Source organism: Rhizobium sp. G187 (assembly GCF_051549525.1).
GTDB lineage: Bacteria > Pseudomonadota > Alphaproteobacteria > Rhizobiales > Rhizobiaceae > Allorhizobium.
Genome location: NZ_JBPUGM010000008.1, coordinates 86,303 through 104,769 on the forward strand (window position 1 = coordinate 86,303; position 18,467 = coordinate 104,769).

Annotated in this window: 20 protein-coding genes and 1 other RNA gene; 8 read left to right on the forward strand and 13 right to left on the reverse strand. The window is 60.1% G+C overall.

What is annotated here, in order from left to right:
- Positions 1–32: 32 nt before the first annotated feature.
- On the forward strand, positions 33–923 hold the full coding sequence (locus ACSV9I_RS19690) for an alpha/beta hydrolase family protein (RefSeq protein WP_438330475.1): 891 nt from the start codon (positions 33–35) through the stop codon (positions 921–923).
- A 24-nt stretch (positions 924–947) separates the two neighbouring features.
- Here ACSV9I_RS19690 and ACSV9I_RS19695 read toward each other — a convergent pair whose 3' ends face one another.
- The 3 genes from ACSV9I_RS19695 to ffs all read right to left on the reverse strand — a co-directional run bounded on the left by ACSV9I_RS19695 (position 948) and on the right by ffs (position 3,372).
- Complete coding sequence (locus tag ACSV9I_RS19695) at positions 948–1,271, reverse strand: YbaB/EbfC family nucleoid-associated protein (protein WP_054158246.1); 324 nt, start codon at positions 1,269–1,271, stop codon at positions 948–950.
- A gap of 46 nt (positions 1,272–1,317) precedes the next feature.
- Positions 1,318–3,195 carry a DNA polymerase III subunit gamma/tau gene (locus tag ACSV9I_RS19700; protein ID WP_438330476.1) on the reverse strand — a complete coding sequence of 626 codons (1,878 nt, stop codon included), beginning with the start codon at positions 3,193–3,195 and terminating at the stop codon, positions 1,318–1,320.
- 80 nt (positions 3,196–3,275) lie between these two features.
- Positions 3,276–3,372: signal recognition particle sRNA small type (gene ffs / locus ACSV9I_RS19705), an RNA gene on the reverse strand.
- 93 nt (positions 3,373–3,465) lie between these two features.
- Here ffs and ACSV9I_RS19710 point away from each other — a divergent pair.
- The gene (locus ACSV9I_RS19710) at positions 3,466–3,873 is read left to right on the forward strand and encodes an HIT family protein (RefSeq protein WP_438330477.1); all 408 of its coding nucleotides are present in this window, start codon (positions 3,466–3,468) and stop codon (positions 3,871–3,873) included.
- Positions 3,870–4,829: an NAD(+) diphosphatase gene (gene nudC / locus ACSV9I_RS19715; RefSeq protein WP_438330478.1), complete on the forward strand. Its 960-nt coding sequence runs from the start codon at positions 3,870–3,872 to the stop codon at positions 4,827–4,829. Before ACSV9I_RS19710 ends, nudC begins: the two co-directional genes overlap by 4 nt.
- Positions 4,830–4,850: 21 nt before the next feature.
- Here nudC and ACSV9I_RS19720 read toward each other — a convergent pair whose 3' ends face one another.
- Both ACSV9I_RS19720 and ACSV9I_RS19725 read right to left on the reverse strand, forming a co-directional pair.
- On the reverse strand, positions 4,851–5,702 hold the full coding sequence (locus ACSV9I_RS19720) for a prephenate dehydratase (RefSeq protein WP_438330479.1): 852 nt from the start codon (positions 5,700–5,702) through the stop codon (positions 4,851–4,853).
- A 13-nt stretch (positions 5,703–5,715) separates the two neighbouring features.
- Positions 5,716–6,471, reverse strand: coding sequence for a 3-deoxy-manno-octulosonate cytidylyltransferase (locus ACSV9I_RS19725; protein WP_438330480.1), 756 nt, complete (start codon positions 6,469–6,471; stop codon positions 5,716–5,718).
- A 155-nt stretch (positions 6,472–6,626) separates the two neighbouring features.
- Here ACSV9I_RS19725 and ACSV9I_RS19730 point away from each other — a divergent pair, with 155 nt between their 5' ends.
- Positions 6,627–7,286, forward strand: coding sequence for a c-type cytochrome (locus tag ACSV9I_RS19730; protein ID WP_438330481.1), 660 nt, complete (start codon positions 6,627–6,629; stop codon positions 7,284–7,286).
- 67 nt (positions 7,287–7,353) lie between these two features.
- Here ACSV9I_RS19730 and ACSV9I_RS19735 read toward each other — a convergent pair whose 3' ends face one another.
- On the reverse strand, positions 7,354–8,298 hold the full coding sequence (locus ACSV9I_RS19735; protein ID WP_438330482.1) for an AEC family transporter: 945 nt from the start codon (positions 8,296–8,298) through the stop codon (positions 7,354–7,356).
- Positions 8,299–8,627: 329 nt separating this feature from the next.
- Between ACSV9I_RS19735 and ACSV9I_RS19740 the strand changes: the two genes are divergently transcribed.
- Positions 8,628–9,620, forward strand: a complete 993-nt coding sequence (locus tag ACSV9I_RS19740; protein ID WP_438330483.1) for an adenosine kinase — start codon at positions 8,628–8,630, stop codon at positions 9,618–9,620.
- On the opposite strand, the gene ACSV9I_RS19745 is transcribed toward ACSV9I_RS19740, so the two are convergent.
- The gene (locus ACSV9I_RS19745) at positions 9,613–10,101 is read right to left on the reverse strand and encodes an SH3 domain-containing protein (RefSeq protein ID WP_054158325.1); all 489 of its coding nucleotides are present in this window, start codon (positions 10,099–10,101) and stop codon (positions 9,613–9,615) included. The two genes, ACSV9I_RS19740 and ACSV9I_RS19745, sit on opposite strands and share 8 nt — an antisense overlap.
- 248 nt (positions 10,102–10,349) lie before the next feature.
- Here ACSV9I_RS19745 and ACSV9I_RS19750 point away from each other — a divergent pair, with 248 nt between their 5' ends.
- Entirely contained in the window at positions 10,350–11,354 is a 1,005-nt protein-coding gene (locus tag ACSV9I_RS19750; protein ID WP_054158238.1) for a 2-hydroxyacid dehydrogenase, read from the forward strand.
- Positions 11,355–11,366: 12 nt separating this feature from the next.
- On the opposite strand, the gene ACSV9I_RS19755 is transcribed toward ACSV9I_RS19750, so the two are convergent.
- The 3 genes from ACSV9I_RS19755 to recF are packed head-to-tail and all read right to left on the reverse strand — an operon-like array spanning position 11,367 to position 13,774.
- On the reverse strand, positions 11,367–11,846 hold the full coding sequence (locus tag ACSV9I_RS19755; RefSeq protein WP_438330484.1) for a GNAT family N-acetyltransferase: 480 nt from the start codon (positions 11,844–11,846) through the stop codon (positions 11,367–11,369).
- A complete protein-coding gene (locus ACSV9I_RS19760; RefSeq protein ID WP_438330485.1) occupies positions 11,843–12,604 on the reverse strand; it encodes a molybdopterin-synthase adenylyltransferase MoeB in 762 nt (253 codons plus the stop codon). Before ACSV9I_RS19760 ends, ACSV9I_RS19755 begins: the two co-directional genes overlap by 4 nt.
- Before the next feature lie 42 nt (positions 12,605–12,646).
- Positions 12,647–13,774 carry a DNA replication/repair protein RecF gene (gene recF, locus ACSV9I_RS19765; RefSeq protein WP_438330486.1) on the reverse strand — a complete coding sequence of 376 codons (1,128 nt, stop codon included), beginning with the start codon at positions 13,772–13,774 and terminating at the stop codon, positions 12,647–12,649.
- A gap of 150 nt (positions 13,775–13,924) precedes the next feature.
- Between recF and ACSV9I_RS19770 the strand changes: the two genes are divergently transcribed.
- Positions 13,925–14,209: a hypothetical protein gene (locus tag ACSV9I_RS19770; RefSeq protein ID WP_054158234.1), complete on the forward strand. Its 285-nt coding sequence runs from the start codon at positions 13,925–13,927 to the stop codon at positions 14,207–14,209.
- Positions 14,210–14,295: 86 nt separating this feature from the next.
- The gene (locus ACSV9I_RS19775; protein ID WP_054158233.1) at positions 14,296–14,505 is read left to right on the forward strand and encodes a SlyX family protein; all 210 of its coding nucleotides are present in this window, start codon (positions 14,296–14,298) and stop codon (positions 14,503–14,505) included.
- A gap of 177 nt (positions 14,506–14,682) precedes the next feature.
- On the opposite strand, the gene dnaJ is transcribed toward ACSV9I_RS19775, so the two are convergent.
- The 3 genes from dnaJ to dnaK are packed head-to-tail and all read right to left on the reverse strand — an operon-like array spanning position 14,683 to position 18,216.
- Complete coding sequence (gene dnaJ, locus ACSV9I_RS19780) at positions 14,683–15,828, reverse strand: molecular chaperone DnaJ (protein ID WP_438330487.1); 1,146 nt, start codon at positions 15,826–15,828, stop codon at positions 14,683–14,685.
- A gap of 4 nt (positions 15,829–15,832) precedes the next feature.
- Positions 15,833–16,303, reverse strand: a complete 471-nt coding sequence (locus ACSV9I_RS19785) for a hypothetical protein (protein ID WP_438330488.1) — start codon at positions 16,301–16,303, stop codon at positions 15,833–15,835.
- On the reverse strand, positions 16,303–18,216 hold the full coding sequence (gene dnaK / locus ACSV9I_RS19790) for a molecular chaperone DnaK (RefSeq protein ID WP_438330489.1): 1,914 nt from the start codon (positions 18,214–18,216) through the stop codon (positions 16,303–16,305). Before dnaK ends, ACSV9I_RS19785 begins: the two co-directional genes overlap by 1 nt.
- Positions 18,217–18,467: the final 251 nt, after the last annotated feature.

Below are 18,467 nucleotides of genomic sequence, written 5' to 3' on the forward strand. Positions count from 1 at the left end.
CCTCGCCATCATGGCGCCCGAGTGGAGCAGTGATGGAACAGAGGATAACAGAACTAACCGCTGCCGACGGCGTGCGGCTGACAGGGCATTGGTGGCCGGCTGCTAAGCCCTCTGCGGCAGGGACCGTCATCATCAATCCCGCGACCGGCGTGCACGCTCGCTATTATCATCGCTACGCAGCCTACATCGCCGCACGTGGCTTCGCCGTCCTCACCTATGATTATCGCGGAATCGGGCTGTCTCGTCCCGAGACCCTTAAAGGATCGACCTTCACCTGGCGCCAGTGGGGCGAGCAAGATTTTGACGCGGCGCTGCGCCATGCGCTCGATCTCGACTGCACAGGCAGGGTTCTTGTTGTTGGCCACAGCATCGGCGGATTCCTGCCGGGCTATTCCCCAGCCTCAAACCAGATCGCGGCCATGCTCTCTGTCGGTGGGCAATTCGGCTATTGGGGTGACTACGCGCTAACTCGCCGCCTTCCCCTGTTTCTCAAATGGCATGTCGCAATGCCTGCCATGACGCTCGCGCTCGGTTACTTTCCTGGCAAGCGTCTCGGATGGCTTGAAGATCTGCCAAAAGGGGTCGCCTATGGCTGGGGGCTGCAGCAGGACCGGGCGGAGCAGGGCTTGTCCGGTCAGGCAGCCGAGGTCATGCGCGAGCGCTTTGCAGGTGTCGCGACCCCAATCCTCAGCGTCACGATGACGGATGATGAATTCGCAACGCCCAAGGCGATCCGCCGTGCCATGCGTTACTATTCCCGGGCACCCGTCACCAAGATCCTGCTGTCACCAAAGGACCTGGGTCTCGCGCGGGTTGGTCACTTCGACCTCTTCCACGCTCGGCATGAAGAGGGCTTCTGGCGGCAGAGCCTCGACTTCCTGCGCGAGGGGCGAAATCCTTGGGCCGATCGGGTCTATATCTGATCAGACCCGATCGCCGCGGATGTCTTAGAACGGGAACTTCATGCCCGGCGGAAGCGGAATGCCGGCTGTCAGCGCCGCCATCTTTTCCTGCGCCTGGGCCTCGCCCTTATCCTTGGCATCCTTGTGGGCAGCAACGATCAGGTCTTCCAGGATCTCGACATCATCTTCTTTGAAGAGCGACGGGTCGATCTTGATGCTGCGCATCTCGCCCTTGCCGGTCAGTACGACGGTCACGAGGCCACCGCCGGACTTGCCTTCGATTTCAAGTGCAGCGATTTCCTCCTGCATCTTTTCCATCTTGGACTGCATTTCCTTGACCTTGCCCATCATGCCCATGATGTCGCGCATCGTCGTCTCCTTTGGATGTTGTCTATCGTCCGGACAGCGTCGCGTCCTAGAACTCTATGTCGTCGCCGGGAAGGATGTCGCCTTCGGCGGATTCGGCCACGGCCGGTGCGGCCGGTAGCGCATCGTCTTCTTCGATGGCTGGCGTCTTGATGCGAACATCGGTGATCTTTGCGCCGGGAAAGCGCGAAAGGATGGCCGCCACGTCAGGATCCTGACGCGCATCTAGAAGCCGTGCCTCGCGATTGGAGGTGTCGACTTCAACAAGCGTCGGCGCACCCTTTTCGTTCGAAAGCGTGACCCACCAGGTTATGCCGGTCCATTCGGTGAGCCGGAGCTTCAATTCATTGACGATGGTGGGAGGGCATTGCGATTCCAGCCGGATTTCCAGTCGACCCGGTTCCATCTTGACCAGATGGACGAACTGCCGAAGCTGGGCCCGAAGCACGGGGCTCCGGTTTTTCGTGCAGAGATCGGCGATGTCATCCAGCGAATTGATCTCAACCGTCGGAATCGGCGCTTCCTGCGTTTTCGGTTGGATGCGCTCCATGCCTTGCGGCAGGGACTGGCCCGCCGGCACGCTGGTCAGATGTGCCACCGGCTGCCCGTTGGCGATCCGGGGGGCGGCGTCTGGCGATGCCTGTGCAACGGCTTGTACCCGCATCGCCATCGAAGCGCCGCCACCGCCGTTCGGGCGGGGGGCTGAAGGACCGCGATCGGCGCCGCCTTGGCCATCGTTCAGCTCAAGCAAGCGTCGTGCGGCATCTTCCGGTGACGGGAGATGGGCTGCATGCGCAAGCCGGATCAGCACCATTTCGGCAGCCCCCGCAGGTCGAGACGATGCCTCGGCTTCGGGGATGCCCTTGAGCAACATTTGCCACATCCGCGACAGGGTCGTCACCGAGACATTTTCGGCCAGGTCCGCACCGCGCAGGCGCTCCACTTCCGAGAGGGAGGGGTCCTGGGCTGCCGAGGGAATATATTTGAGGCGTGTTACGAGGTGGGTGAAGTCTGCGAGGTCTGTCAGCACAACGGTCGGGTTGGCGCCGGCCTCATACTGGCCACCGAATTCGGCCAGGGCCGCAGCGACATCGCCGCGCACCACGTGCTCGAAGAGGTCGACGATGCGTGCCCGGTCGGCAAGGCCCAGCATGGAGCGGACGGCGTCGGCATGCACCACGCCGCTGCCATGCGCAATTGCCTGATCGAGGAGCGAAAGGCCGTCACGTGCCGAGCCTTCTGCCGCGCGCGCGATCATCGCAAGCGCATCCTCATCGGCTTCAATGCCTTCCTTCGATGCGATGGTCGAAAAAAGCCCGACGAGATCGCCAGCACTGATCCGACGCAGGTCGAACCGCTGGCAGCGGGAGAGCACAGTGATCGGAACCTTGCGGATTTCGGTCGTGGCGAAGATGAATTTCACATGCTCTGGTGGCTCTTCGAGCGTCTTCAACAATCCGTTGAAGGCCGCCGTCGAGAGCATGTGCACTTCGTCGATGATATAGACTTTATAGCGCGCCGAAACGGGCCGGTAGCGCACCTGCTCGATGATCTCTCTGATGTCATCAATGCCGGTATGGGAGGCGGCGTCCATCTCGATCACGTCGACATGCCGGCCTTCCATGATCGCCTGGCAGTGCTCGCCGGGGATACGAAGGTCGATCGTTGGTCTGTCGATCTCGGGCGTCCGGTAGTTAAGCGCACGTGCCAGGATGCGAGCCGTGGTCGTCTTGCCGACCCCGCGCACACCGGTCAGCATGTAAGCCTGGGCGATCCGGCCGGTTTCAAACGCGTTGGTCAGCGTCCGAACCATCGGCTCCTGGCCGACCATCAGGTCTGTGAAGTCCTTGGGGCGATATTTTCGGGCGAGGACGCGGTATCCGCCGGGTGCGGGTTTGGCCTCTGCAGTGGGCTCTAAATCGCTCATCGCGTTGCCAGCTTCCCCGTCGCCCGCTGCCGGGCATGGCGCGGCCCGGTTTGGAAACAGAGGCCGGAAATGAAGTTGAGGTGGGAGGCTGGCACGATGACCCGTGCCGCGCTCGTTAGGGCTGCTTCCTTCCGGACCTGACCCGGTTGGCGAGTGGCTCGTCCACCACCAACCTCCCGAGGAGACATATCGGCAATTCCATCGCCGAATGCAAGCCAAGCGCAAAAAAAACTGCTACGCTGGAAAAAAACCGCAGCGGAGAGAAACGCCTTGGAACCCTTCGTTCTTGACGAACGCCTCGCCCGTGACAGCGAGTCCATCATGCAGCTAGGCCTCTGCGACTTGAGACTGTCGCATGACAGTCGCTGGCCATGGCTCATCCTTGTGCCCCAACGCCGAAACGTCAGCGAAATCTTCGACCTTGCTCCTCTGGATCAGGCCGTTCTGACCTTCGAACAGGTTACGGTTGCCGCGGCGCTTAAAACGGTCACCGGGGCAACGAAGATCAATATCGCAGCCATCGGAAACATCGTGCGCCAGCTTCACGTTCATATTGTCGCCCGTAGCGAAGGCGACCCGAACTGGCCGGGACCGATCTGGGGCTTTGGTCAGTCCGTGCCATATGAGCGCCCAGCCTTTGAGTTGATGAAGAACAGGATTCTAGAAGCCTGCCAATGAAAAATTCCATATTCCTGAACCACGCTCCGCATCTTGAACCGAGCGAACTCACCGCCTTCTCCGGGAATCGTCTGGACCGCGATAGCGAACATCGCGACGAGACTTCGCTCGTAAACGCCCTCAAGGTGGAGGGCACCCACATCCTCGCCTTTTCCGGCACACAGCTGGTGCTGAAGCATGATGGGCAGGTGCTCGATCCGCTCTTTGCGCCTTACGAACTGGCAGCGTTACAGCCTGATTTCGACAGTGCAATTCTCCTCGGCCACCAGCCGACCGGCGAGCCGCGCCTGGCGGTCCCTGTCGCGCTGAAGCCGGAAGACTTGTCGGCTGAGTTCAAGCCCGCCGATCCCCGCGCGCTGTTCCGCGACGCCCTCATCGGCGAGGATCTGCTCGGCGAAGTCGCTCAAGCGCTCAGCCTCCTGCGCTGGAATGCCGACAACAAGTTCTGCGGTCGCTGCGGCGCGGTCATGGAAGGCCGCATCGGCGGCTACAAGCGCATCTGCACAGGCTGCGCCCACGAAATCTTTCCCCGCACCGATCCCGTTGTGATCATGCTGGTGGTAGATGAGAAACACGACCGTTGCCTGCTCGGGCGCAGCCACCCTTTCCCGCAAGGCATGTATTCCTCGCTTGCCGGTTTCATCGAACCGGGCGAGACGATTGAAAACGCCGTCCGTCGCGAAACGCGCGAGGAATCCGGCATCACCGTCGGCCGCGTCCGCTATCACGCCTCGCAACCCTGGCCAATGCCGCATCAGCTGATGCTCGGCTGCTACGGTGAGGCGATCAGCGTCGACATCGATTTTGACAGTGTCGAGCTTGAGGATTGTCGATGGTTCACTCGCAACGAGATCGGCCAGATGCTCACTGAAGGAGTGGCTGACGGTCGGACTCTGCCGATTGCTGGAACGATTGCGCAACGTTTGGTGGAAGACTGGTACGAATGGCGGCATTGAGCCGCCATTCGATCACTTAGCTCAGAGCTTCCCGCGCATTGCATGCGCTTTGTACACGCCGAGAATGCGCACCTTCTCCGAGAAAAAGCGCAGCTCTTCCAGCGCCCGCCGGACCGGCGCATCGTCCGGATGTCCCTCAATGTCGGCATAAAACTGCGTCGCCGTGAACTTGCCGCCGATCTGGTAGCTTTCCAGCTTGGTCATGTTCACCCCGTTTGTCGCAAAGCCTCCCATTGCCTTGTAGAGGGCAGCGGGAAGATTGCGCACATTGAAGACGAAGGTGGTGATGAACTGTTCGTCCGGGGTCGTCCGCTTCGGGTCATCCTCATCGCGTGCGAGCACGACGAACCGTGTCACGTTGTTTTCCGAATCCTCGACATTCTCGGCAATGATATCGAGCCCGTAGAGCGAGGCAGCGAGTCGGGGGGCAAGCGCCGCCATGCTGCGGTCGCCTTTTTCAGAGACCAGCTTGGCAGCTCCAGCCGTATCGCCTGCGACCACAGCCTTCCACCCATGGCTGCGGATGATTTTCCGGCACTGGCCAAGCGCATGGATGTGACTGTGAACGGTCCGGATCTCGTCGAGTTTCACGCCCGGCAGCACCATCAGCTGAAACCGGATCGGCATGAAGTATTCGCCGACGATATGCAGGCGCGACAGCGGCAGCAGGTAGTGGATGTCGGCGACGCGTCCGGCCAGCGTGTTTTCGATCGGGATCATCGCCAGATCCACCTCGCCGGTCTCCAGCGCAACGAAGGCGTCCTCGAAGGTCGGGCAGGGCAGCGGCTCCATGGTCGGGAACATGTCGCGGCAGGCCATGTCGGAATTGGCGCCGAAGTCGCCTTGGAATGAAATCTTGTTGGTAGGGGCCAAGGGAATGAGGTCCTTAGTTTGAGGAGGCCGAGAGGATCAGCCGCGCCTTTTCGAGATCGGCAGGCGTGTCGACACCAAGCGGTACGGTGTTTACCACTTCGACATCGATGCGCATGCCGGCTTCCAGCGCACGCAACTGTTCGAGCGATTCTCGCTTTTCCAGCGTCGACGGCGAAAGGGTGACGAAGCGTTCCAGCGCTGTCCGTCTATACGCATAGAGACCGATGTGATGGTACAGCGGGCCGCCGCCATGCGGGGCGGTTGCTCGGGTGAAGTAGAGCGCCCGCAAACGACTGTCTGAGAGCGGCGAGCCCACTACTTTTACGACGTTCGGATTTGTCTTTTCGTGCTCATCGATTATCTCGACGGTGAGCGTCGCGATATCCACGGCGGGATCCTCAAGCGGCCGGAGTGCCGCACGGATGGTTTGCGGATCAATCGTCGGCAGGTCGCCCTGGACATTGATCACGATCTTGGCGCGGCCTTCCGGGTCGACCTTGCTCAGCGCCTCGAATATCCTGTCCGAGCCCGATTGGTGATCGACCCGCGTCATCACGACTTCGAAACCCGCCGCCTCGACGGCATCATAGGTTCGCTGGTCATCGACGGCCACGATGATTCGTCCGACATCCGCTTCCTGCGCCCGTTTTGCCACCTGCACGATCATCGGAAGACCGGCAATATCGGCCAGCGGCTTGCCCGGCAAACGGGTGGACGCCATACGTGCAGGGATGAGGACCAGCGTTTCGTCGCTTTTGCCGCTATTCATGGTCCTAACCCCTTCAAATCACCGCAGAGAAGTGTCAAAAAGTCCCAGTTGCGGGACCATAATCGTGTTGCAAGTGTTATGCAAAAGACATAGGTTCCGCCCGATTTCAAGGTCGTCCGGTTGCTGATCAGCCGACTGCATGGGGAGCTTTGCAGATGAACTCTTATACCAACATGGGCGTCGGTGCGTTTCTCGGCACCGTATTCGTCCTGATGTCCGTCTCCATCGCATCGGAAGGTATTTTCCATGCGGAAGAGCCGGAGCAGCAAGGCTTTGCCATCGTAGCCGAAGAGACGGCCGAGGCTGGTGCCGCACCGGAGGCTGCTGCAGCCACCCCGATCGCCGTTCTTCTGGCCAGCGCTGATGCCACTGCCGGCGAAGGCGTATTCAAGAAGTGTGCGAGCTGTCACACCGTCGACAAGGGCGGCGCCAACAAGGTTGGCCCGAACCTCTATGGCCTTGTCGACCGCCCGATCGCTTCGCATGAAGGTTTCAGCTACTCCGCAGCCATCACGGAATTCTCCAAGGGTGGCAGCGAGCTCTGGACCTGGGATCACCTGAACGAATTCCTCACGGCTCCGAAGAAGCACATTCCTGGCACCGCCATGGGCTTCGCCGGGATCAAGAAGGATGACGAGCGCGCCAACCTGATCATGTATCTGCACACCATGGCTGACAGCCCTGTTGCGCTGCCGACCCCGGATGCTGCTGCTGCGACCGAAGCCCCGGCTGCTGATGCAGCTGCTGCTCCGGCCGCTCCTGCTGAGACGCCTGCTGCTCCCGCCGAAGCGCCGGCAGCCGCACCGGCGAACTGATTGATCTCAGGTTTAATGTCTATCGGAAACGCCCGGCTTCGGCCGGGCGTTTTCGTTTGTGCATTCTTTATAAAAGAAGAAGAGCCCAAAGCGAGACGGTTAGGACGCCGACTGCCGTTGACAGCGTGATGACACTTGCGGCCAGCCCCTGGCCGACGCCGAAGCGGTTTGCGATCAACCACGCATTGATGCCCGTCGGCACAGAAGAGGTGAGAACCAGTGCGGCTGTCCATTGCGGCGAGAGGCCGAGAAGTGTCGCGACAGCCCACACACAGGCTGGCATCAGCACCAGCTTAATCGTGGAAACGACGCCGGCAATGCGAACATTGCCTGCCATGCCATATTGATTAAGGGTCATGCCCAGTGAAATCAGGGCCGCCGGTGCGGCCATGCCGGCAACCTGTGCGACGACATTGTCAAGAACGGCAGGGATCGGCACGCCGAGAGTTTGCACGATAATGCCGGCGATGAGACCGATGATGAGCGGATTGCGCACCAGGTTGAGTGCCACCTGCCGGCTGACCGCCATAAGGCCCTGCGAGGGGCGGCCGCTGGTTTTCTGTTCGGCGCGCTCCATGAGCAGCGTGCCGGCGATCATCATCAGCGGCAGATGAACAGCGAGCAGGATCGACATCGCCACAATGCCTTCAGGCCCAACCGTTCGTTCCACGAGCGGCAATCCGATGAAGACATTATTGGCAAAGCCTGCGGAGACGCCTGCCAGAACGCCGATGCGGCTGTCATGACCGAACACGCGCGTGGCAATCAGATGCCCGATAGTCCAGGCAATGGCGACGCCGGCAAAATAGGCGATCCACAGGCGGAACGGAGACGAGCCGTGGAAATCGGCATGTGCGATGGTTCGGAAGAGCAGCATCGGTACGGCGACCCGGAAGACAAAATCGCCGAGACCTTCGCCGATGCCCTCCTTGAGGACGCCGAATCGCACTAGCGACCAGCCGAAAAAGATCAGGATGAATATGGGGAGAACGTCTTGAGCAACAGATGACATGGGGGAGGAGCACGACTCTTGGGAGGAAGGATGATCCTTCTTAGGCCGACAAGTCTTGCAGACCAAGCATAGGGTGGTGCTTGGAAACAGAAAGTATGTAGAGCGTGCTTTTATGGCCAGACTGCGGGGATCCGATCGCCAGTACATCCGTGGTCGATCAGCCCCGACAGTGAGGCCATCATGGCCACAGGCCAGATGTCTCCGACCCTGAGTATGGAAATGCCAGCAGCCCGTAACACAATGATGACAGCCCGTGTTCCGCTCTCTTTTTCCTTCCAATGCTCGGAAAAAGCACTATGAGGGCAGGAGACCAAAGGAGCCCAGACCTGATGAGCCAATATGACGTTCTGACCGTCGGCAATGCCATCGTCGACATCATCTCCCGCTGTGACGATCGCTTTCTGATTGAAAACGCGATCACCAAGGGTGCCATGAACCTGATCGATGCCGAGCGCGCCGAACGGCTTTACGCAATGATGGGGCCGGCGGTCGAAGCGTCCGGCGGGAGTGCCGGCAATACCGCAGCAGGCGTCGCAAATTTCGGCGGCCGGGCAGCCTATTTCGGCAAGGTCGCTTCCGACCAGCTCGGCGAAATCTTTACCCATGATATTCGCGCACAGGGCGTTCATTTCCAGACCAAGCCGGGTGATACCCGCCCGCCGACGGCACGCAGCATGATCTTCGTCACCGAGGACAGCGAACGCTCGATGAATACCTATCTTGGCGCCTGCGTCGAGTTTGGCCCTGACGATGTCGAGGCGGAAGTCGTCGCTCAGTCGAAGGTGACCTATTTCGAAGGCTATCTTTGGGATCCGCCGCGTGCCAAGCAGGCCATCCTCGACTGCGCAGCAATCGCCCACGAGCACGGTCGTGAAGTCTCGATGACGCTCTCGGACAGCTTTTGCGTCATGCGCTATCGGGATGAGTTTCTAGACCTGATGCGCTCAGGCAAGGTCGACATCGTCTTTGCCAATCAGCAGGAAGCGCTGGCATTGTATGAGACCGACGATTTCGCGACTGCCCTCGACAATCTATCCAGGGATTGCAAGCTTGCGGCCGTGACGCTCGGCGACCAGGGGGCGATCGTCGTCAAGGACGATCAGCGCATCAAGGTTCCAGCCTCGAACGTTACAAACCTTCTCGATACCACCGGTGCCGGTGATCTCTTCGCGGCAGGGTTTCTCTATGGATATACCGCCGGCCGTACACTTGAGGATTGTGCCCATCTTGGATGTTACGCCGCGGGCGTGGTAATCCAGCAGATCGGTCCGCGACCGATGTCGTCGCTTTCGAAGGGGGCCGCCAGTCTCGGGCTTATTTGAAGGCTTCACCCGGATAGGCACCCCAGATCTCGTTCTGCGAGACCCAGCCATTGACGCCCTGAATTTCACTCAGGCACCAGTTGCCATTGCACTCCTTGAGGCCGAGTACGACGCCGGGCTCAAGTTTGGCGACGACAGCGGCGGAAGGGGTCGAATCGCGTCGCATCATCACGTAGATGTTTTCGCCGTTCCCTTTCATCCATGGAGCGGCCACGGCGGTGCGTTCGCCGGTGAGCAGGGTTTGATTGACCCAACCCTCGGTGCCATCTGCGTCGCGGATCTGCCGCCAGTTCTCGTATTCCCGGATGATTTCCACCGGCAGCCCCGATTTCATGTAGCGCCATGAAACCGCGTAGTCGGTGCTGGGACCGATGCGTAGATTGACGCGCTCGGCCTTCAGGCTGACGAAACGCGGCAAGGGCAGGCCGCTCGGCCCCTTGGTGGAAGACTGAGCCGCACTCGGCTCAAGGCCTGCCATCATGGACAGGAGCAGAACATAGGAAGCGAGGCCAATACGGCTCATTGTCTGAAGCATGGTTGATCCAGGGCAGCCGGGTTGAAACGGAGCGGTTCCCGGAAACCGGGAATTCTTGGAGCTCGGGCACTTCATTGCAGCGGACTGACGAGTTTTGTTTGTCTTCGCCGACGGGTTTGATAGAAATTGCCCAGTGATGATGGAGTATCCTCCGTCTCGGTTAACGAGTTCTTTACGAGGCATCGATCCGACCCATGACGCAGCGGAAAAGACCCACGGTTTACATCACGCGGAAACTGCCGGATGCCGTGGAAACGCGCATGCGCGAGCTCTTCGATGCAGAGCTGAATATAGACGATAAACTCCGAACGCGCGAAGAGTTGATTGCTGCGGTGAAGGCCTGCGACGTGCTGGTGCCGACAGTCACCGACCGGATCGACGAATCGCTGATTGCAGAAGCCGGCCCACGCCTGAAGTTGATTGCGAGTTTTTCGAACGGGACCGACCACATCGATGTCGATGCGGCGGCCCGCAAGGGCATTACGGTCACCAACACGCCGAATGTTTTGACCGAAGACACGGCCGACATGACGATGGCCCTCATTCTCGCCGTACCGCGTCGGCTCGTGGAGGGCGCGCGGGTTCTGATGGACCGGCCGGGCGAATGGGAGGGCTGGTCCCCGACCTGGATGCTCGGACGCCGGATCTGGGGCAAGCGGATCGGCATCATCGGCATGGGGCGCATCGGCACCGCCGTTGCCCGCCGGGCCAAGGCCTTTGGCTTGTCGATCCACTATCACAACCGCAAACGCGTTCATCCGGGAACCGAGGAAGAGTTGGAAGCGACCTATTGGGATAGCCTCGACCAGATGCTTGCCCGGGTGGACATCGTCTCAGTCAACTGCCCGTCGACTCCGGCCACCTTCCATCTCCTCTCGGCGCGCCGCCTCGCCTTGCTGCAGCCGACGAGCTACATCGTTAATACGGCACGCGGCGATATTATCGACGAGGATGCCCTGGTTGAAGCCTTGCGCAATGGCAAGATCGCGGGTGCCGGTCTCGACGTGTTCGAGAAGGAGCCTGCGGTCAATCCGAAGCTGGTGAAACTGGCCAACGAGGGCAAGGTGGTTCTGCTGCCGCATACTGGATCGGCGACCATGGAAGGCCGTATCGACATGGGCGACAAGGTGATCATCAACATCCGCACCTATTTCGATGGCCATCGGCCACCGAACCGCGTTCTGCCAGGGCGAAACTGACGCATCGTCGCGTTAAGCGAGCCGCTTTTGCATCTCGATCGACGTCGTCCGGTCATAGCCGGCATGACGATTTTCCGCCGTTTTAACGAAGCCCCATGCGCCGAACCGCGCATGATTGCCGACGAGCTCGATCCGGGTTTCAAGCCGAAGGCTCGGGCGCCCCAGGTCCTGTGCAATGCGTTCCGCTTCGCGAAGGAGAAGGGTGCCAATGCCTCGCCCCTGAAAATCCGGATCGACCGCAAGCTTGCCGACATAGAGAAAATCGGGCTCTGGCCGCAGAAATGCGCAGCCAAGCAACTGGCCGTCGTCGTGGGCCACCAGACCGATTTCATCGCGTGCCTTCTCTTTCAGCCCTGCCACCGTCAGGCGGTGGGCGGAGGAGGGAGGATCGATCAAGGGGTCCATATAGGCAAAGGACCGAAGGATCAGCGTCAGAAGCCCCTCGTAGTCCGTGAATGTATCGGCGCCGATGCGCAGGATGGAAAGCGTCATCGTGCCGTCCCTCGTCTCTTGTAGCGAATTGTGTCGAAACGGGCGGCGAGCCCGTCATATATCAGAAGCCGTCCCACCAGGGGCTCGCCGATTGCGGTAATAAGTTTGATCGCCTCCATCGCCATCAGTGTGCCGATGACACCCGTCAGCGCCCCCACAACGCCGGCCTCTGCGCAAGCGGGTACCAGCCCTTCTGGAGGCGGTTCAGGAAAGAGGTCGCGGTAGCGGGGCAGCAACGCACCATCAGGTCCGGCTTCATACGGCTTGAGCACGGTGACGGTCCCGTCAAACCGACCGACGGCACCCGTGACAAGCGGTATTTGCGTCTGCTCTGCCGCGTCCGCAGCCGCATAGCGCGTCGTGAAGTTATCGGATCCGTCGATCAGCAGGGTATAGCGCGCTAAATGATCGGCGGCGAATGGCAGGTCGAAGCGCTGTTCGTGCCGAATTACACGGCAATGCGGGTTGAGACGGGCAATGGCCTGGGCTGCGCTCTCGGTCTTCTGCTCGCCGATCGTGCCCGTATCATGGATAACCTGGCGCTGCAGGTTGGAAAGCGAAACACCATCGTCATCAATAATGCCGAGCGTCCCAACGCCCGCCGCCGCCAGATATTGCAACACAGGCGAGCCGAGACCACCAGCACCGATGACCAGTACACGGGAGGCCTTCAGGCGTTGCTGCCCGTGGCCGCCGATCTCCGGTAGCAGGATATGACGATGATAGCGGGCAAGTTCTTCGGGTAGCAAGGGTTCCATGGCGTCCTTTATGCCACTGCGCCGAGCAGTCGAAAAGCCGTTTCACCCATCGAGATTGCCATCCTGCACGACAATAATCTGTGCGCGATCGCCCAGCGCGGAGAACATGTTGTGATCTGTTCCGGTCATGAACGCCTGGCCACCAAGAGCATCGATCCGGTCGAACAGGGCGGCACGACGGTTCTCATCCAGATGAGCGGCAATTTCATCCAGCAAAAGAACGGGCGCAAAGCCTGTCATGGTCGAAACCAGCCGCGCATGCGCCAATATCAGGCCGATCAGCAAGGCCTTCTGCTCGCCGGTGGAACAGCGGCCTGCATCCATGTCCTTTTCGATATGGCGCACGAGGAGATCAACCCGGTGCGGCCCATCCAGCGTGCGCCCCGCCGCCGCGTCACGGTAGCGGGATTGCTGCAACAGGTCCAGATAGCGCTCTTCAAGCGCAAAGGCGGGCGCATCAGGCATATCATCAAGGAAGCCGGTGAGTGCGAGCTCAGCCGAGGGGAAGGCAGATGTGTGCCGGTCGGCCTCGATCAGGCCAGAGAGAAGGCCGAGCATTTCCCGCCGGGCTGCAGCCATCGCAATGCCGAGCGCCGCCATTTGCTGTTCGATCCCGGTCAGCCAGGCTGGATCGAACCGACCTTCGGACAGAAGCTTGTTGCGACTGCGCATGGCACGTTCGAAATCGTTCGCGCGGCGTCCATGTGCCGGATCGAGGGAGAGGACCAGTCGATCGAGAAACCGCCGCCGATCCGCGGATGGGCCAGTAAACAGGCCGTCCATGGATGGTGTCAGCCAAATCACCCGCAGGTGGTCGGTGAGTTCATCGACTGATTTCGCCGGTGCCCCGTTGATCCGCAGCCGCCGGACCAGATTATCGTCCTCGGTTGTTTCTGTCCCCGTGCCGATATCGACCTCGCCAGCCATTCCTTCGATTGAAGCAAAAACAGAAAAACCGGCGGGCGCGCCAATGCGTGGAATATCGGCCAGCGCCGCGCGCCTCAGTCCGCGGCCCGGCGACAGAAGGGAGATCGCTTCCATGAAATTGGTCTTGCCGGCACCATTGTTCCCAACAAGTACGACGTGACGCCCGGCAAGCGTGAGGCTGGCCTGGGCATAGTTCCGGAAGTCGGTGAGCTTAAGCCTGTGGATCTGGATCTTGTCGGTCATCGGTCGGATTCGCTATTTCCCTGAGCTAGGGCTTCTGTGACGGCATGGCAAGGCAGATGCGCAGATCGGCACCGCTTTCCCTGCGTCTCTGGCCTTATGGAACGCGGGCGGGGATATGGTATTCTGGAGCCTCGTACGAGGAGAGAGTTCATGCACCCATCAGACGATCTCACGCCTGAAGAGCAGCGTTTGGATCATTGGCAGATGCTCCGGTTCCTTGCGGTCAACGCCTCCTTCGGCGCCCTGCTTGGCCTTCTCGTTGCAGCCGCCATTTTTTGGCTGGATATCGGGGGTGTCGGGGCCTCGCTGGCGCGATCCAGCCATCCTGTTCTGCCTGCCATGATGCTGGTCATTCCCATGGCGCTTACCTTCGCAGCCGCTGTCACAGCATCGGCCGTCATGCTCATGCCGTACAGGAAGAAGAAGCAGCGCTGAACCTGCCATCCTGGTCAAAGTGTTGGGTTTGACCTTAGACCAGACTTGCGGCATCAAGCACGTCAATACGAAAAAGGGACGGCGACATGGATACGGATCGCGAAAGGCTGACGACGCTTGAGGAAACGGTCGCGCACCAGGCTCGTGTCATCGAGGAACTCTCGGACCAGTTGGCGGAGCAGTGGAAGGTGACCGAGCAGACAAGAACCAAGCTCGATCGCTTGGTCGAACGGTTCCTGAGCCTTGAAGAGCAGGCGCTTGAGGCCCCCGCTATTACCCGGCCACCGCATTATTGAGGGATTTTGAGGCCACAGGCGCGCCTTGGCGCGTGAAGGATCTCGATCAGCGGATTGGCATACACTGGGGCTCTGTACAGTTCATCGTTTCCCAATCATGCGCGCAAAGCTCATACGACAGAAATAAAAAAGGCGGACCCAAGGTCCGCCTTTTATCGAGCCTGCAACTGTCTGATGTCAGTCGCTAAGCGTGTCGAAGAAGTCTTTCATCCGGGCAAAGAAGCCCGTCGATTCAGGATTGTTCTCCTTGGAGGACAGCTGGTCGAACTCCTGCAGCAGTTCTCGCTGACGCTTGGATAGCTTCTGCGGTGTCTCGATGCCGATCTGGATGTAGAGATCGCCAGTCTGGGATGACCGAAGAACCGGCATCCCCTTACCCTTGAGACGGAACTGCTTGCCAGCTTGAGTGCCTTCAGGAACGGTCACACGCGACTTGCTACCGTCCATCGTCACCACGTCAAACGTACCGCCGAGGGCTGCCGTGGTCATGGAGATCGGAACAGAGCAATAAAGATCTGCGCCGTCCCGCTGGAAGAACTCATGCGGTTTGACCGACAGGAATATGTAGAGATCGCCCGACGGCCCACCCCGAAGGCCCGCTTCGCCTTCGCCCTGCAAGCGAATGCGCGTGCCATCTTCGATGCCCGATGGGATATTGACCGATAGCGAACGCTCTTCGGTCACGCGACCCTGGCCGTGGCACTTGCCGCAGGGGTCGGCGATCGTTTGGCCCCTGCCGTGGCAGGTGGGGCAGGTGCGTTCGATTGAGAAAAAGCCCTGGGCCGCCCGGATGCGACCGGAGCCCTGACAGGTCGCGCAAGTCGAAGGTTTGGTGCCAGGTTTTGCACCAGTCCCTGTGCAGACTTCGCAGGTGATCGAAGTCGGAACCCTGATCTGGGCCGTCTTGCCGGCAAAGGCTTCCTCAAGCGAGATTTCCATATTGTAGCGCAGATCTGCGCCACGTTCCCGGCCACCGTTTGAGCGTGCGCGGCCACCGCGGCCGCCGCCCATCATCTCGCCGAAGATGTCTTCGAAAATGTCTGAGAAGCCGCCGCCGGCAAAGCCGCCACCACCGCCGCCGCCGCCCATGCCGCCTTGTTCGAAGGCTGCGTGGCCGAAGCGGTCATAGGCTGCGCGCTTCTGGGGATCCTTCAAGGTCTCGTAAGCCTCGTTGATCTCCTTGAATTTCTTTTCGGCTTCGCTGTCATCCGGATTTTTGTCCGGATGGTATTTCATGGCGAGTTTGCGGAAGGCGCCTTTCAGCTCCTTCTCGTCTGCGGTTCGGCTGACCCCGAGGGTCTCGTAAAAATCTGCCTTTGCCATGGTCTTATAAAGCTCTCAAAGCTTTCCCGATGCTCGTGTGGCTGCCAGATGATTTGCCTGCCTGCTTTTCACAGGTCTGCATGTCCTTCTGAAAGTCTGATGCCGCAGTCGACGCGTCCGCAAGAAGAAGCTTGCGCGCCTCTCCCTTGCTGATCAGGCCATCTGCGGCGGAAACTGCGACGAATGCCAGCGAGTGCGCGGCCATGTCGCAAGACGACACCTCTCCACCGTTTTCACGACGCGCAAGCGCCGCTTCGATGATCCGTCCGAGTTCGCTGCCGATGCGGGAAAGGGACTTGCTGTCCTTGGCGGAAATCGCCTTGGTCACTTGGGCTTCGGCGGCGCTCACCTGACGATGAACTGCGCTGGCCTGTCCTTTGTCCTGCGCCATGGCGCCGGTCGTAAGCACCAATGAAACCGTGGCTGGCGCAAGCGCCAGCCACGTGTGGAAACGACGTCCGAAGCTGACCTGCATCAGGCCGACTTCTTCGCGTCTTCGTCCTTTACTTCTTCATAGTCGGCATCGACGATGTTGTCGTCCTTGCCGCCGTCAGAGTCGCTTGCACCGGCATCCGCCTGCTGGGCTTCGTAGATCGCCTGACCAAGCTTCATGGAGACTTCCATCAGCGTCTGGGTCTTCGCCTGAATGTCTTCCGGCGACGGATCGGAGGCTTCCAGTGCCGACTTCAGGGCGGCGATGGCATCTTCGATCGACTTGCGGTCGCCTTCCGATACCTTGTCACCATAGTCCTTCAGCGATTTTTCCGTCGAATGAACGAGGCTTTCGGCGCTGTTCTTGGCTTCGACGACAGCGCGACGCTTCTTGTCTTCCTCAGCGTGAGCCTCGGCGTCCTTGACCATCTTCTCGATGTCGGCGTCCGAAAGGCCGCCAGAAGCCTGGATGCGGATCTGTTGCTCCTTGCCGGTGCCCTTGTCCTTGGCAGAAACCTGCACGATGCCGTTGGCGTCGATATCGAAGGTCACTTCGATCTGCGGAACGCCACGGGGTGCTGGGGGAAGGCCGACGAGGTCGAACTGGCCAAGCAGTTTGTTGTCCGCAGCCATTTCGCGCTCACCCTGCGAAACGCGAATGGTCACGGCCTGCTGGTTGTCGTCTGCAGTCGAGAAGGTCTGGCTCTTCTTGGTCGGGATCGTCGTGTTGCGGTCGATCAGACGGGTGAAGACGCCACCAAGCGTTTCGATGCCGAGCGACAGCGGGGTCACGTCGAGCAGAAGAACGTCCTTGACGTCACCCTGCAGAACGCCGGCCTGGATGGCGGCGCCAAGTGCCACGACTTCATCCGGGTTGACGCCCTTGTGCGGCTCCTTGCCAAACAGCTGCTTGACGACTTCCTGCACCTTCGGCATGCGGCTCATGCCACCAACGAGAACGACTTCGTCGATCTCGGCTGCGGTAACGCCGGCATCCTTGAGCGCTGCCTTGCACGGTGCGATCGTGCGCTGGACGAGATCGTCGACCAGGCTTTCGAACTTGGCGCGGGTCAGCTTCATCGTCAGGTGCTTCGGACCCGAAGCATCTGCCGTGATGAAGGGCAGGTTGATTTCGGTCTGCTGCGAGGACGACAGTTCGATCTTGGCCTTTTCAGCGGCTTCCTTCAGGCGCTGCAGGGCAAGCTTGTCGCCCTTCAGGTCGATACCCTGATCCTTCTTGAATTCGCCTGCGAGATATTCGACCAGACGCATGTCGAAGTCTTCACCGCCGAGGAAGGTGTCGCCGTTCGTCGACTTCACTTCGAAGACGCCGTCGCCGATTTCCAGAACCGAGATATCGAAGGTACCACCACCCAAGTCGTAGACGGCGATCGTCTTGCCATCCTTCTTGTCCAGACCATAGGCAAGAGCGGCAGCCGTCGGCTCGTTGATGATGCGCAGCACCTCAAGACCCGCGATGCGGCCAGCATCCTTGGTGGCCTGGCGCTGGGCATCGTTGAAGTAGGCGGGAACGGTGATGACGGCCTTTTCGACCTTTTCGCCGAGATAAGCTTCTGCCGTTTCCTTCATCTTCTGAAGGATCATGGCCGAGATCTGCGAAGGCGAATAGCCCTTGCCCTGAGCTTCGACCCAAGCGTCGCCATTGTCACCCTTGATGATCGGGAAGGGAACGAGGCCCTTGTCCTTCTCGACGGTCGGATCTTCGTGACGGCGGCCGATCAGGCGCTTGACGGCGAAGAGGGTGTTGGTCGGATTGGTGACGGCCTGGCGCTTGGCCGGCTGGCCGACGAGACGTTCACCGTCGTCGGAAAATGCCACCATGGAAGGCGTCGTGCGTGCACCTTCGGAATTCTCAATGACCTTCGCGTCCTTGCCGTCCATGACGGCAACGCAGGAATTGGTCGTGCCAAGGTCGATACCGATTACTTTTGCCATATTATTCTCTCCTTGAAGCAGGCTGTCGGAACCCCAATCAGGCAATTCCCTGACAGCCCCTCGACGTGGATGGTCTTGGATCTATTGCAGCGCTGCTGCGGTTATGTGGCGTATATAAGAAGCGAAATTTCTGACTGCAAGGCTCGAAATCCGCTGGAAATCGGGAAAAGAAGAGATTGCAGGACCTTCCCCGTCCTGTGGCGCTCCGTCCCGCTCAAACGTAGGACGAAGCTTCTATGCCGCAAGGCTTG